Below are 13,763 nucleotides of genomic sequence, written 5' to 3' on the forward strand. Positions count from 1 at the left end.
CGGTTCAGTAGCCTGGCGCGAGCGGCAGGCGAATGACGAACCGGGCCCCCGCCAATCGGTCCTCGCGCGATTCGACGGCGATGGCGCCCTGATGCGCCTCGACGATGGTTCGTGCAATGGCCAGGCCAAGCCCGGAATGCTGGCCAAACGCTTCGCTCGACGGTCGCACCGACTGGAAGCGCTGGAAGATCGTCTCGCGCGCGTCCTCGGGCACCCCGGGGCCCTCGTCCTCCACCCGCACCACCATCTCGCCCTGCGTGCAACTGGCGCCGATCGCGATCAGCCCGCCGTTCGGCGAGAAGGAGAGGGCGTTGTCGATCAGATTGTCGAATACCCGCTCCAGCCGCGCGCCCTCGCCCTGGACGATGAACGGGCCCTCGCCATGGTCGAAGCGCAGCCGCACCTCGCGCTCGACGCCGCGTTGCACGCGCTGCTTGACGAGCCCGGCGATCAGCTGGACGACATCGACCGGTTCGAACTTGGCGCGGCTGAGCTGAGCGTCGAGCCGTGAGGCCTCGGAAATGTCGGTGATCAGCCGGTCGAGCCGATGGACATCGTCGCGCACCACCTCGAGCAATTGTGCCTGCAACCCTGGGTCCTTGACCCGCCCAAGTCCCTCGACGGCGGAGCGCAAGGAGGCGAGCGGGTTCTTCATCTCATGGGTGACATCGGCGGCAAACGCCTCGGTGGCATCAATCCGCGCGCGCAGCGCAAGGCTCATGTCGGACAGCGCCCGCGCCAGCGAGCCGATCTCGTCGCGCCGCGACGGCAGCCGCGGCACCACCACCTCGCGTGCGCGGCCAAGCCGCACCCGCACCGCAGCGCGCGCCAGCCGCCGCAGTGGCCGAACGATGGTGCGCGCCAGGAACAGCGACAGCAGCACCGAGACGACTGTCACCAGCAGCAGCACCAGGCTGAGCCGGAACCGCTCGATCCGCACCGTCTGGGTGATATCGCGCGCGTTGGTGGTGGTCATCACCACGGCATCGCCCGGCAGCGGCGCCGCGGCGGTGATCACCGGCGTCCGGTCCGGCGCGCGCCACACGCTGGTGACGACGACATGGCGGTCGCGCGCGGTCTCGACATCGGGCCAGTGCCGGCCGTCGCGGCGCTCGCGGTAGAGCGGCGCGCGGGCGGCGCCGACGATGGTGTCGATCCCGGCATCGAGGAAACGCGCGGCGCTCTGATCCCACCCCTGCTTGTCGGGATCGCGCAGCTGGAAGTTGCGCACGCCGAGGCTGCGGCTGTCGACCAGCGCACGACCGCCGGCATCGAAGATGCGAATCCGCGCGCCGGTATCGTCGGCCAGCCGCAGGATCAGCGCCGGGCGCTGGCGAGGCCCGACCATCGCCAGCGCTTCGCCAATCAGCCGCGCCTCGCGCGATGCCTGGGTAATCCGCCCGTCGACGATCCGGCTGCGGTAGGAATCGAGGTAGAAGAAGCCGCCGGCCAGCAGCAGCAACGCAAAGATGTTGACCGCAAGGATTCGCCGGGTGAGCGAGATCTGCCCCGACCAGCGCAGCGCGAGATCGCGGCCATCGCCCTCGCGGGGCTCATTCCTCGGAAAAGCGATATCCGGCGCCATACAATGTCTCGATCGCGTCGAATTCGGGATCAACCTGGCGGAACTTGCGCCTCAATCGCTTGATGTGGCTGTCGATCGTCCGGTCGTCGACATAGATGTCGTCCTGATAGGCCGCATCCATCAGCTGGTTGCGGGTCTTCACGATCCCGGGGCGTTGCGCCAGCGTCTCGAGAATCAGGAATTCGGTGACGGTGAGCGTCACCGGCTCGCCCGCCCAGGCGCTGCGATGGCGGGCCGGGTCCATCGTCAGCCGGCCGCGGGTGAGGGGGCCGGCGCTCTCGGTCTCGGCGTCGCCGGTGGCATGAACCAGCTCGGTACGGCGGAGGATCGCCTTGATCCGCGCGATCAGCAGTCGCTGGCTGAACGGCTTGGCGATGTAATCGTCCGCGCCCATTGCCAGCCCGAGCGCCTCGTCGAGCTCGTCGTCCTTGCTGGTGAGGAAGATCACCGGGATCTGGCTCTTCTCGCGCAGCCGGCGCAGCAACTCGAGCCCATCCATCCGCGGCATCTTGATGTCGAAGATGGCGAGATCGGGCGGGTTGTCGGTCAGCGCCTTCAGCGCGGTCTCGCCATCCGAATAGACGCGCGTCGCAAATCCTTCGGTCTGGAGCGCGATCGAGACCGAGGTGAGGATATTGCGGTCATCGTCGACCAGCGCAATCGTCGCCGTCATGCAGGAAAAAGCCTGGCCACCATGATCCGTCGGTAGGGCAAAGCAGCGTCGGGCTCAACTGTCGGGGGCGTCGTATGGCGGGACCGGTTCGACCAGCAGCACGCCACCCTCGACCGCGGCAATGCGCACACGCTCGCCGACCACGGCATCGCGGCCGCGCGCCGGCCAGCTGCCATCGCCCACGCGCACCCGGCCGCTGCCACCCTCGATACCGGTTTCGACCACCACGACATCGCCGATCAGCCGCGCCGCGCGATCGTTGAGCCGGGCGTCGCTGCTCGGCACCGGATAGTCGAGGTACCAGCGCCGCCCGATCAGCACCGTCACCACGCTCCATACCGCGAAACTCGCGAGCTGCGCGGCTGGCGGCAGTGCGGGAAGGGCGAGCAGCGCCACGCCGGTGATTGCCGCGGCGATCGCGAGGAAGATCGCGAACACGCCGGGAATGAGCAGCTCGGCGATGCCGAGCAGCAGCGCGGCGATCAGCCACGCCCCCGCCAGGCCGCCGATCGTGTCGAGCGTCACGGCTGCGGCAGCTCGAACGGCCCCCGTTTCGCCTCGGGCTTGGCGGGCGCGGGCGTGTCGCTCTTGCCGAGCACTTCCTTGGCGAGCTCGCCGATTCCGCCGAGCGTCCCGATCAGCTGCGTCGCCTCGACCGGGAACAGGATGGTCTTGGCATTGGGGCTGGTCGCGAACTTGCCGACCGCCTCGACATATTTCTGAGCGATGAAATAGTTGATCGCCTGGGTGCCGCCATTGGCGATTGCGTCGGAGACGACGCGGGTCGCCTTCGCCTCGGCCTCCGCGGCGCGCTCGCGGGCTTCCGAATCGCGATAGGCCGATTCGCGACGTCCTTCCGCCTCGAGGATCCGCGCCTGCTTCTGCCCCTCGGCGCGCAGGATCTCGCCGGCGCGCGCGCCCTCGGCGTCAAGGATGTTGGCGCGCTTCTCGCGCTCGGCCTTCATCTGCCGGCCCATCGCGTTGACGATGTCGGCAGGCGGGCGGATGTCCTTGATCTCGACCCGGGTGATCTTGACGCCCCAGGGCGTGGTCGCGTGATCCACCACCGAGAGCAGCCGCGCGTTGATCTCGTCGCGCTTGGACAGCGTTTCGTCGAGGTCCATCGACCCCATCACCGTGCGCAAATTGGTGGTGGTGAGCTGGAGCAGCGCCACATAGAGATCCGACACCTCATAGGCGGCCTTGGGCGCGTCGAGCACCTGGAAGAACACCACGCCGTCGGTGGAGATCATCGCATTGTCCTTGGTGATGATCTCCTGGCCGGGAATATCGATCACCTGCTCCATCATGTTCACCTTGCGGCCTACCCGGTAGAAGAACGCCGGGTAGAAGTTGAACCCCGGTGCCGCGGTGGCGGTGTAGCGGCCGAAATGCTCGATCGTATATTGATAGCCCTGGCGAACGATCTTGATGCTGGTCATCAGATAGAAGAGCACCAGCGCAAGCGCGATGGCGGCAATGGTGATACCCATGATTCCTCCCCAGCCGCCCGAGTCCCCGGGGCGGCCCTGCGGCGGAGCATAGAAGCAGTTTGGCACGGCTGAAATGGTCGATCACGGCGCGGCGCATCCCGTAACGCGCGACGGCGTAAACGCTGGCAAGCCGGCCCGCGCCGGGGCATGCCGGGGCCATGGCCATTCCCCGCATCCTGTTCGGCAACCATCCCACCCAGATGCCGGCGATCGCCCGCTATCTCGATCACGAGCGGTTCGAAGCGAGCTTCGCGCCGCTCGATGCGGTCGACCTTGCCCGGTTCGACCTCGTCGTGCCGCTGCGCGTCGCCCAGATCGAGTCCGCTCGCCCCGCCGCGGCAGTCGGCCGGGCCGTGCTGCCGACGCCGGCGCTGGTCGCGCTGTGCGACGACAAGCTCGCGCTCAACCACTGGCTGATCGAGCGGGGCTTCGACAGCCTCGTCCCCGAGCTGCTAGGCCCGGCGCCAGACGTCTTTCCCTACATCCGCAAGACCCGGCAGGGTGATTTCGGCTTCGGCTGCCGGATGATCCGCGGCCCGGGCGAGGACGACGGCGCCAACGATCCCGACGTGTTCCGCCAGCGCGCGGTGGAGGGCCCGCTCGAATATGTCCTCCACCTGCTCCGCGTGAACGGCCGCATCCGCTTCTACGTCGCTTACTGCTACGACATGGCCCAGCCGCTCGCCGTCCGCGGCCATGCCGATGCCGCGGCGACGATTACCCCCGCGGACCCGGGCGCCGCCTATGACGCCTGCGTCGCGGTGCTCGATGCGATGGGCTTCGAGGGTACCTGCTGCTTCAACTACAAATTGGAAGACGGCGCGGTCCGGCTGCTCGAGATCAACCCGCGGTTCGGCGGGTCGCTGGTGGGTGAGGTGACGGCCTATGTTGCAGCGCACCTAGAGGCGCTCGGCACCCCCTAGCTAATTGGGCCCTACGCGTTTACATGGCCCGCCACTTCTTCCCTTCCCGCAAGGATTGGCATCTTGGATATCCGGCTCGGCCTCACCTTCGACGACGTCCTGCTCGTGCCGGGTGAATCCGACATCGTGCCGAGCATGGCCGACACCCGCACCCGCGTGACCAAGGGCATTGCGCTCAACATCCCGGTGCTGTCGTCGGCGATGGACACCGTGACCGAGTCGCAGATGGCAATCGTCATGGCCCAGCTCGGCGGCATCGGCGTGCTCCACCGCAACCTCACCATCGAGGAACAGGTCGCCGCGGTCCGCCAGGTCAAGCGGTTCGAATCGGGGATGGTCGTCAATCCGATCACGATTGCGCCATCGGCGACGCTTGCCGAAGCGCAGGCGCTGATGGCGGCCAATCGGATCAGCGGCATCCCGGTGGTCGAGGCCGACGGCAAGCTGGTCGGCATCCTCACCAACCGCGACGTCCGCTTTGCCGGCAACCCGCGCCAGCCGGTCGCCGAGCTGATGACCCGCGACAATCTCGCCACCGTCTCCACCGACGTCGGTCAGGAAGAGGCGCGCCGCCTGCTCCACCAGCGCCGGATCGAGAAGCTGCTGGTGGTCGACGATGCCTATCGCTGCGTCGGCTTGATCACCGTCAAGGATATCGAGAAGGCCGTGATGTACCCCGAGGCGACCAAGGATGCCGCCGGCCGCCTGCGCGTCGCCGCCGCGACCACGGTGGGCGACAAGGGTTTCGAGCGTACCGAGGCGCTGGTCGACGCCGAATGCGATTTGATCGTGATCGACACCGCCCATGGCCACAACCGCGACGTCGCCCGCGCCGTCGAGCGGGTCAAGAAGCTCAGCAATTCGGTACAGGTGGTCGCGGGCAACGTCGCCACCGGTGAAGCCACCAAGGCACTGATCGGCGCCGGCGCGGACGGCATCAAGGTCGGCATCGGTCCCGGCTCGATCTGCACCACCCGCGTCGTCGCCGGCGTCGGCGTGCCGCAGCTCACCGCGGTGATGGATTGCGCGGAGGAAGGCCACAAGGCCGGCGTGCCGGTGATCGCCGATGGCGGTCTGCGCACCTCGGGCGATCTCGCCAAGGCGCTCGCCGCCGGCGCGTCCACCTGCATGATCGGCTCGTTGCTCGCCGGCACCGAAGAGGCGCCGGGCGACACCTTCCTCTACCAGGGCCGTGCCTACAAATCGTACCGCGGCATGGGTTCGGTCGGCGCGATGGGGCGCGGCTCGGCCGATCGCTACTTCCAGGGCGACATCAAGGATCAGCTCAAGTTGGTGCCCGAAGGCATCGAGGGCCAGGTCGCGTTCAAGGGCCCGGCCAAGGACGTCATCCACCAGCTGGTCGGCGGCATCAAGGCGGCGATGGGCTATACCGGCGCCGGCACCATCGATGACCTCCGCCATCGCGCCCGCTTCGTCCAGATCACCGGCGCGGGGCTGAAGGAAAGCCACGTCCATGACGTGACGATCACCCGCGAAGCGCCCAACTACCCCACCCGCTGACCATCTTTTCCCCTCCCCGCCGGGGAGGGACCGGGGGAGAGGGGCAGTCGCTGAACCCCGTCTCCTCTCACCAGAGCGACGGAGAATTCGCCCATGACCCCCGCCGCCCGTACCGAAGCCGCCGTCGAACTGCTCGACCAGATCATCGTCGCCGCGCGCGACGGTGGTGCAGCCGCCGACACGCTGGTCAGCCGCTACTTCGGCACCCGGCGCTACGCCGGCTCCAAGGACCGCCGCGCCGTGCGCGACCTGGTCTATGCCGCGATCCGGATCGCCGGCGACATTCCGGCCAGCGGCCGGGCCGCGATGCTGTCGCTCGCCGACCGTGATCCTGCGATTGCCGCAACCTTCGACGGCTCCGCGCACGGCCCTGCTCCGATTGAGGACGGCGAGCCCCGCGCCACCAGCGGCGTCGCCCCCGCCTGGCTCGAACAGGCTCTAATCGCGTCGGGCGTGCCGAGCGCGGATCACGCGGCGCTGATCGACCGCGCGCCGCTCGATGTGCGGCTCAACCGGCTTAAGGGCGTAGCCTCGCCGATCGAAGGCGAACCGATCGCCGGGCTGCCCGATGCGCTGCGGCTGCCATCCGGCACCAATGTCGAGCCGTTCGCCGGCACCCTGGAGGTGCAGGATGCCGGCAGCCAGATCGTCGCCATGGCCGCGGCAGCGCGGCCCGGCGCGCTGGTCGTCGACCTGTGCGCCGGCGCCGGCGGCAAGACGCTGGCGCTCGCCGCGGCGATGGCCAATCAGGGCCGCATCATCGCTGCCGATATCGATCGGGCCCGCCTCCAGCGCCTCGCGCCGCGCGCAGAGAAGGCCGGGGTGACGATCGTCGAGACCCGCCTGCTCGACGCCAAGCGCGAGGGCGAGATGCTGAGCGACCTTGATGGCAGCGCCGACACGGTGCTGATCGATGCGCCCTGCTCGGGCACCGGCACCTGGCGCCGCAACCCCGAGGCGCGCTGGCGACTCACCCCCGACCGGCTAGAGCGGCTCGTCGCCAGCCAGCGCAACGTCCTTGCAATCGGCGCACCGCTGGTGCGGCCGGGCGGTACCCTGGTCTATATCGTCTGCTCGCTGCTCGATGCCGAGGGCGCCGACCAGGTCGACACCTTCCTCGCCGATCATCCCGGCTGGACCGCGGAGATCCCCGCCTTGCCGGCCGGACGGGAGCGCCGCGCCGGGATCCGGCTCGACCCCGCGCATGACGGCACCGACGGCTTTTTTGTCGCGCGACTCCGGGCGCCCTGCTAATCGCCGATGGTGCCGCCGTCGGAGACCTTCATGCGCGTTACGTCCGTTGCCCTTGCTGCCGCGCTGACCCTGGTTTGCGTCTCAACTTCGCTCAACGCGCAGCGCGCCGACGACCAGATCGACGCGCGCTCGCTGCAGTTGCTGGCGCAAGGCCGCGCGGCGCAGGCAGCGGGCAATCTGGATGGCGCCACCGATCTGCTCGAGACCTCGGTCGCGGTCGATCCGCGCAACCGTCAGGCTTACGTCGTGCTCGCCGAAGTGGCGGAAACCCGCGGGCTGCCCGGCAAGGCCATCCGCCTCTATCGTGAGGCGCTGGCGCTCGAACCCAATGATATCGCCGCGCTGCAGGGGCAGGGCGAGGCGCTGGTCGCCAAGGGCGCGGTGATCCTCGCCAAGGGCAATCTCGCCAAGATCCGCACCCTGTGCAAGACCAACTGCTCGGCCGCGACCCAGCTCGCCGCGGCGATCGCCAAGGGCCCGCCGATCACTACCGCGCAGGCCGATAGCAAGACGGCTAAGACGCCGGAATAGCCCGGGCGACGCCGACGAATTCGGCAACGCTCAGCGTCTCGGCGCGGCGGCTCGAATCGATGCCGAGCGTGTCGAGTGCCGCCAGCGCGCCGGGCACCGATTTGAGGCTCTGGCGCAGCATCTTGCGTCGCTGGCCGAAGGCGGCGGCGGTGACCCGCTCGAGCAGCGCGACCGCGACGCCCTCGGGCGCCTCGGCTGGCTCGATGTGTACCACCGCCGACATTACCTTGGGCGGCGGGGTGAAGGCCGAGCGGTGCACCGGCATCGCGATCCGTGCCGTTGACCGCCACTGGGCGAGCACCGCCAGCCGGCCATAAGCATCGCCATTGGCGCTGGCGACGATCCGCTCGGCGACTTCCTTCTGGAACATCAGCGTCAGCGACTGCCACCACGGTTGCCAGCCACCGGTCAACCAGCCGACCAGCAGCGCGGTGCCGACATTATAGGGCAGGTTGGAAACGATATGCGGCCGGCCGGCGAACAGGGCAGGAGCATCCACCTCGAGCGCGTCGCCCTCGATCAGCGTTAGCTTGCCGGGATAGTGCGCGCCGAGCTCCTCGAGCGCCGGAACGCAGCGCCGGTCGCGCTCGATCGCGGTGACCTTCGCGCCCGCCGCGAGCAGCGCCCGCGTCAACCCGCCGGGGCCGGGGCCGACTTCCAGCACCTCGGCGTCGTGGAGGTCGCCCGGCACCGCCGCGATCCGCGCCAGCAACTGGCCGTCGAACAGGAAGTTCTGTCCCAACGCCTTGCTCGCTGACAGCCCATAGCGGGCGATGACCTCGCGCAGCGGCGGGAGCGGGCCTGGCGATGCGCCCTGCGGCGCCGTGTCGGTCACGATCCGGCCTTGGCCCGCCGCTCGGCAGCCTGGCCGGCCATCGCGATCGCCGCAATCATCGCGCCGGGGTGCGCCTGGTCGGTACCGGCGATGCCGAAGGCGGTGCCGTGATCGGGCGAGGTGCGCACGATCGGCAGGCCGAGCGTGATGTTGACGCCTTCGTCGAAGTGCAGCGTCTTGAGCGGGACCAGCGCCTGATCGTGATAGCAGCACAGCACCGCATCATATTGCTTGCGCGCGCGGGCATGGAACAGCGTGTCGGCAGCAAGGGGCCCGATCGCGTCGATCCCCTCGGCGCGCAGCAACGCGATCGCCGGCTCGAGAATGTCGATCTCCTCGCGCCCGATTGCGCCGCCCTCGCCGGCATGCGGGTTGAGCCCGGCGAAAGCGAGCCGCGGTGCCTCGATCCCGAAGTTGCGGGTAAGGCCACGCGCGGTCGCCCGGCCCTTGGCGACAACGAGGTCGACCGACAGCAACGAGGAGACCAGCCCGAGCGGCACATGGGTGGTGATCGGCACCACCCTAAGCGATGGGCCGGCGAGCATCATCACCGCATTGGTGCCCGCGATCCCGCAGCGCTCGGCGACGAATTCGGTCTGGCCCGGGTGAGTGAAGCCGATCGCATAAAGCTGCGCCTTGGATACCGGCCCGGTGACCAGCGCTCGCGCCGCGCCCGATTTCACCAGCCCGACCGCCAGTTCGAGCGAATGAAGTGCACAGCGTGCCCCCTCGGCATCGGGGCTGCCGGGAACGATCTCGCCGGCATCCTCGACGGTGAGCACCGGCAGTGCGCTGTCGAACACGCGCACCGCCTCGTCGAGCCCGCTCACCGGCTGCACTGGGCCCGACCACACCCGCAGGATCGCCCGGTGATCCCCCACCGCGACGAACGGCGGCAGCGAATGCAGTCCGCGCACGCCCCAGGCCTTGGCAATGATCTCGGGGCCGATGCCCGCAGGATCGCCCATCGATACCGCAAGCGGGGCGGTCGTCCCCGTCATCTCAGCGATACTCGATCACCGCATCGCGACGCAGATCGCGCAGCTTGCTCTGCGCGCGCAGGTTGACGCGCTGCTGCTCGAGTTGACCCTGGATCTGGTCGGCACGTGGCAGCGCGCTCGCCTGCGGATCGTCGCGGCCGCACAGCACCAGCGCGCGGATGCCCTCCTGCGGCGAGCCGAACGGCGGCGTCGACTGGCCGATCTGCAGCTTGAGCATGATCTCCTGGAGGGGTGCCGGCAGATCGCGGATCCGCACCGAATCATTGTCCACCACCTCGGCGTTGATCGTCGAGGCGACCTTCTCGACGGTGCCGCAGCCCTGGATCGCCGAGGCGGTCTTGGCGAATTCGGCGGCGCGCGCCTGTGCCTGCGCCTGGGTGGTGCCCGCCGGGAAGCGAACGGTGATCTGCTTCAGGCTGAGCCGCGCGTCGCGCGGATCGGCGCTGCCGACGGTGCGCTTGTCGGTGAGATAGAGGATCGAATAGCCGCCGGGCGTCTCGATCGGGCCGGCAACCTGGCCGACCTGCATCTGCGTCGCCGCGTCCGAGAGCTGCTGCGGCAGCGTTGCCAGCCTGATCCAGCCGAGATCGCCGCCGACCCCGCGGGTGGACGCCTCGGAGAAGCTGCGCGCGAAATATTCGAACGGCTGCGCGCCCTTCTGGATCTCGCCGATGATCTGCTTGGCGTTGGCGAGCACCTGCGCCCGGTTGGCGTCGTTGGCGCCGAGATAGATTTCCTTGAGGTTATACTCGTCGGTGCCCTTAGCCGCCTGAAGGCGATCAATGATCGACTTCACTTCCTCGTCGCCGACGTTGACGAACGGCTCCACCCGCTTGCGCAGGTAGCGCTGCCAGGCGAGCTCACCCTCGATCTGGCGCTTGAGCGAGCGCTCTGACGAGCCGCTGGCGCGCAGAAACTTGCTCATGTCGGGGAGCGAGCGGTTGAAGTTCTTGGCGATCCGCGCGTAGCTCTGGTTGATCTCGTCGGGCGTGATCGTGATCTCGGCCGATTTGGCTTCCTGGATCTGCAGCGTCTCGTCGATCAGCTGGCGCAGCACCTGCATCTTCAGCCGGTCGCGCTCCTCGTTGGTCAGCGTCGCATTATTGGCGGCCGCGATCAGCGCCACGCGCTGGTCAACATCGGTGCCGGTGATCACGGTGTCGTTGACCACCGCGGTTGGCTTGCGGATGTTGGGGTCGAGCTTGCCAAAGATCTGCAGGTTGGCAGGAATGTCGAGGTTGGTGTCGGGAACGCTCTGGTCCGGCACGGTCTGCGCCACGGCGCCGCCGCCCAGCGCCGCCAGCGCTACCCACCCCATCACGCGGCCCAGCCGGGCTGCCGGTCGAATACGATGCGTCACGTTTTTCCGTTACCCCAAATCGCGCCAGCGCGCAGGCCGGCCGGATTGCCCCAGATTAGCTGAACCACAGCTGAGTTACGCTAGCGCTTAGCGGCCGAGATTGGTCAAGGCCAGCGTCAACAGGAAGCTGTTGCCTGCCTTGGCGTCGCCGGTGTTGCGATAGTCGCGACGCCAGGTGAGCCCCAGCCGCAGGCAATCGTCCTCATATTGGACGCCGAGGCGGTGACGCACCGGATCGAAGCCGTCGGCGAGCGACAGCGGGTCCTCGGCCTTGTCGGTGAGATCGATCACCGTCGAGCCGAACACCGACCAGAAGCGCGCGAACTGGGCGCGCCCGGCGAGCCGCACTTCCTCGCTGTCCTGAAGATCCTCTACCTGCGGCAGGATGTTGCGGTTGAGCCGCAGATAGCCGACCAGCGCATAGGTGCTGCGCGATCCCAGGGTGAGATCCACCTCGTTGCGGCGCACCGCCAGGCTGTCTTTGTCGAGCCGGAAGCGGCCGGTGAACGAGACGAAGTCGCGGAAGCGGATATCCGCGCGGCCGACGATGTCGGAGAAGCGGTCGCTGAGCCCGGTGCCGTCGGGCAGGATGGTGGGCCGGGTGGACACGCGATAGCTCTGGCCGACCACCGTATCGACGCTGATCCCCGGCAGGTTCGCCGCCCATTCGGCGCCATAAGTGACGCGCGAGCTGTCCTCGAACCGATCGTAGCCGGCGAAGCGATTGAGCGCGAACAGGTTGGAATCGTCGAGATCCACCGCGCGGGAATCCTCGTTCGGCACGTCGAGGTTGGCGATCTTGGGCGAGGCGACGAATTGCACCCGCGGGGTGAAGCGCTGGGTGCCGCCGAGGAACTCGCCGACGAACGGCCATTTGACGTCCATCGACAGCGCGCCGATCGCGCGCTGTTCAAAGCCTTCGTTGCCGCGGTAGCTCACCACGTCGGTCGCGAGCGTGTCATGCGTGTTGTAGAGATCGCCGCGCGCATAAGCGGTGAAGGTCACCTCCTGGCCCCATTTGGTCAGGCGGCGCAGGTCCCATTCGAATTCGGCGAAGGCGCGCTGGGTGTCCTGGCCGTCGATGCGGGTGAGCGCCAGCGTGTTGAGCTGGATCTGCGCGACGCCGCCGAGCCAGGGATCGGTGAACCGTCGCCGATAATCCATCTCCGGGATGGCGATCGGCTGCGCCTTCTGGCTGTCGTTGACCCGAAGCGTCTGCACATACCAGCCGGTCAGCGAGAAATAGCTGTCGGTGTCGATATGCTCGAGGCTGGCGGTGCTGCGCAGCCGGTCGTCGCGCGAGATGTCGTAGCGGCGCAGGAAGGTGCGGTCGGTGGCAATCCGCAGCGAGCCGCTGATGCTCCACCCCGGCGTCAGCTGATAGCGGACGATGCCGTCAATATAGCCGCGGAACGCGCGCTCGGTATCGGTGTCGGTGCTGTTGAGATCGTCGCTGCGCCGGCTGTCGGTGGCGTAAGCGGTGATGCGGAAGGCGCCGGTGTCGTCGAGCTGCTCATATTGCGCCTGCATCAGCGGCAGCACCGCGCTGAACAGGTGCGGGGTGAGCGTCAGGCCTTTGTTCGGCGCCAGCCGGATGTAATAGGGCGTTACCAGTTCGAGCCCGTTGACCCGGTCGTAGCGGATGTTGGGGCTGAGCAGGCCGCTCTCGGCGCTGCCGCCCACCGGGTGCGAGAAGCTCGGCAGCGGCAGCGTCGGCAGGCCGAACAGGTGGAACCGCCCGCCGCCATAATACATCCGCTGCTTGTCGGGCCGGTAGGTGATCCGCACCGCGGTGATCTTCCACGACGGTTCCTTGGGGCAGCCGGTCGAGCCCTGCACCGCGCACGGCGTATAGGCCGCGTCGGTCAGCTCCAGCGTGCCGTCGGTCTCGCGCGTGCCCTTCTCGGCCGCGAGCCGGCCGCCCTGTTCGAGCACCACCAGCATGTTCTCGACCACGCCGTCCTTGAGCGAATCGGTGAGATTGATGGTGTCGCCATAAGCGACGTCGCCGGCCGGATTGGTCACCGCGATGTTGCCGGTCGCGACGACCTTCCCGGTCTTGCGGTTCCACACCACCTTGTCGGCCCGCAGCCGGTCGCCCTGGCGGAACATCCGCACCTCGCCGGTCGCGGTGACGATGTCGGCGTCGGTGTCATAATCCAGGCTGTCGGCGCTGAAGCGGATCTGCTCACTGTTCTCGGGCGCGACCGCCGCATCGGGCGTGGCCGCGGCGGCCAGCGCGGGATCGGACACGGGCGGGGGCGGGGTGGCGCGATCCTGCAGGTCCTGCGCGGCCGCCGGCGCGGCGATCAACGCGAGGGGCAGGGCGAGCGGCAGGGCGCAGCCGGCCAGAAGGTCGAAACGCAGCACGATTGTCAGAACCACCTTTAAGCGCATGACCCCGGCACCGCCCTGAACGGCACCCCATTGTCCGCCTATCGCACCACCCGCGCGCGGCTGCAATCACCGCGCGGTGCGATGCGACGTTTCCGGCTGCGCATCGTTATGGCTGCACTGCGTTTTTTCTCTGTCCTTTGCACGTTCCCGCCGCTGCCGTAGAGCGGCGCGTTCGTGCCCGCTCGCAAGG

General features: G+C 68.4%; 12 protein-coding genes. 4 read left to right on the forward strand and 8 right to left on the reverse strand.

Features of this window, described 5'->3' with window-relative positions; genetic code table 11:
* Nucleotides 1-4: 4 nt before the first annotated feature.
* From OXR60_RS00595 to OXR60_RS00610, 4 genes are read right to left on the reverse strand one after another with little or no spacing between them, the layout of a single operon-like run.
* Complete coding sequence (locus OXR60_RS00595) at nt 5-1,585, reverse strand: stimulus-sensing domain-containing protein (protein WP_267393028.1); 1,581 nt, start codon at nt 1,583-1,585, stop codon at nt 5-7.
* On the reverse strand, nt 1,554-2,258 hold the full coding sequence (locus OXR60_RS00600) for a response regulator transcription factor (RefSeq protein WP_267393029.1): 705 nt from the start codon (nt 2,256-2,258) through the stop codon (nt 1,554-1,556). Before OXR60_RS00600 ends, OXR60_RS00595 begins: the two co-directional genes overlap by 32 nt.
* Nucleotides 2,259-2,312: 54 nt before the next feature.
* Nucleotides 2,313-2,783, reverse strand: a complete 471-nt coding sequence (locus OXR60_RS00605) for an NfeD family protein (protein WP_267393031.1) — start codon at nt 2,781-2,783, stop codon at nt 2,313-2,315.
* On the reverse strand, nt 2,780-3,751 hold the full coding sequence (locus OXR60_RS00610) for an SPFH domain-containing protein (protein WP_267393033.1): 972 nt from the start codon (nt 3,749-3,751) through the stop codon (nt 2,780-2,782). The genes OXR60_RS00605 and OXR60_RS00610 overlap by 4 nt, the downstream gene beginning before the upstream one ends.
* A 158-nt stretch (nt 3,752-3,909) precedes the next feature.
* Here OXR60_RS00610 and OXR60_RS00615 point away from each other — a divergent pair, with 158 nt between their 5' ends.
* The 4 genes from OXR60_RS00615 to OXR60_RS00630 all read left to right on the forward strand — a co-directional run bounded on the left by OXR60_RS00615 (nt 3,910) and on the right by OXR60_RS00630 (nt 7,980).
* Complete coding sequence (locus tag OXR60_RS00615) at nt 3,910-4,674, forward strand: hypothetical protein (RefSeq protein WP_267393035.1); 765 nt, start codon at nt 3,910-3,912, stop codon at nt 4,672-4,674.
* Nucleotides 4,675-4,737: 63 nt separating this feature from the next.
* Entirely contained in the window at nt 4,738-6,195 is a 1,458-nt protein-coding gene (guaB, locus tag OXR60_RS00620) for an IMP dehydrogenase (protein WP_267393037.1), read from the forward strand.
* Between the two features lie 93 nt (nt 6,196-6,288).
* Entirely contained in the window at nt 6,289-7,449 is a 1,161-nt protein-coding gene (locus tag OXR60_RS00625) for an RsmB/NOP family class I SAM-dependent RNA methyltransferase (protein ID WP_267393039.1), read from the forward strand.
* 30 nt (nt 7,450-7,479) lie between these two features.
* The gene (locus tag OXR60_RS00630; protein WP_267393041.1) at nt 7,480-7,980 is read left to right on the forward strand and encodes a tetratricopeptide repeat protein; all 501 of its coding nucleotides are present in this window, start codon (nt 7,480-7,482) and stop codon (nt 7,978-7,980) included.
* Here the strand turns inward: OXR60_RS00630 and rsmA are convergent.
* The 4 genes from rsmA to lptD all read right to left on the reverse strand — a co-directional run bounded on the left by rsmA (nt 7,964) and on the right by lptD (nt 13,543).
* Entirely contained in the window at nt 7,964-8,815 is an 852-nt protein-coding gene (gene rsmA, locus OXR60_RS00635; protein WP_267393043.1) for a 16S rRNA (adenine(1518)-N(6)/adenine(1519)-N(6))-dimethyltransferase RsmA, read from the reverse strand. The two genes, OXR60_RS00630 and rsmA, sit on opposite strands and share 17 nt — an antisense overlap.
* Complete coding sequence (gene pdxA / locus OXR60_RS00640; protein ID WP_267393045.1) at nt 8,812-9,816, reverse strand: 4-hydroxythreonine-4-phosphate dehydrogenase PdxA; 1,005 nt, start codon at nt 9,814-9,816, stop codon at nt 8,812-8,814. The genes rsmA and pdxA overlap by 4 nt, the downstream gene beginning before the upstream one ends.
* A gap of 1 nt (nt 9,817) precedes the next feature.
* Entirely contained in the window at nt 9,818-11,176 is a 1,359-nt protein-coding gene (locus OXR60_RS00645; RefSeq protein WP_267393047.1) for a peptidylprolyl isomerase, read from the reverse strand.
* Nucleotides 11,177-11,263: 87 nt separating this feature from the next.
* A complete protein-coding gene (gene lptD, locus OXR60_RS00650; protein ID WP_267393574.1) occupies nt 11,264-13,543 on the reverse strand; it encodes an LPS assembly protein LptD in 2,280 nt (759 codons plus the stop codon).
* Between the last annotated feature and the right edge of the window lie 220 nt (nt 13,544-13,763).

Source organism: Sphingomonas sp. GC_Shp_5 (assembly GCF_026540855.1).
Classification (GTDB): domain Bacteria; phylum Pseudomonadota; class Alphaproteobacteria; order Sphingomonadales; family Sphingomonadaceae; genus Sphingomonas.

Bases quoted from the DNA above. Each gene is read 5' to 3' on its own strand.
- OXR60_RS00595 (WP_267393028.1), bottom strand. From the start codon at position 1,585: ATGGCGCCGGATATCGCTTTTCCGAGGAATGAGCCCCGCGAGGGCGAT.
- OXR60_RS00600 (WP_267393029.1), bottom strand. From the start codon at position 2,258: ATGACGGCGACGATTGCGCTGGTCGACGATGACCGCAATATCCTCACC.
- OXR60_RS00610 (WP_267393033.1), bottom strand. From the start codon at position 3,751: ATGGGTATCACCATTGCCGCCATCGCGCTTGCGCTGGTGCTCTTCTAT.
- OXR60_RS00615 (WP_267393035.1), top strand. From the start codon at position 3,910: ATGGCCATTCCCCGCATCCTGTTCGGCAACCATCCCACCCAGATGCCG.
- OXR60_RS00625 (WP_267393039.1), top strand. From the start codon at position 6,289: ATGACCCCCGCCGCCCGTACCGAAGCCGCCGTCGAACTGCTCGACCAG.
- OXR60_RS00630 (WP_267393041.1), top strand. From the start codon at position 7,480: ATGCGCGTTACGTCCGTTGCCCTTGCTGCCGCGCTGACCCTGGTTTGC.
- pdxA (WP_267393045.1), bottom strand. From the start codon at position 9,816: ATGACGGGGACGACCGCCCCGCTTGCGGTATCGATGGGCGATCCTGCG.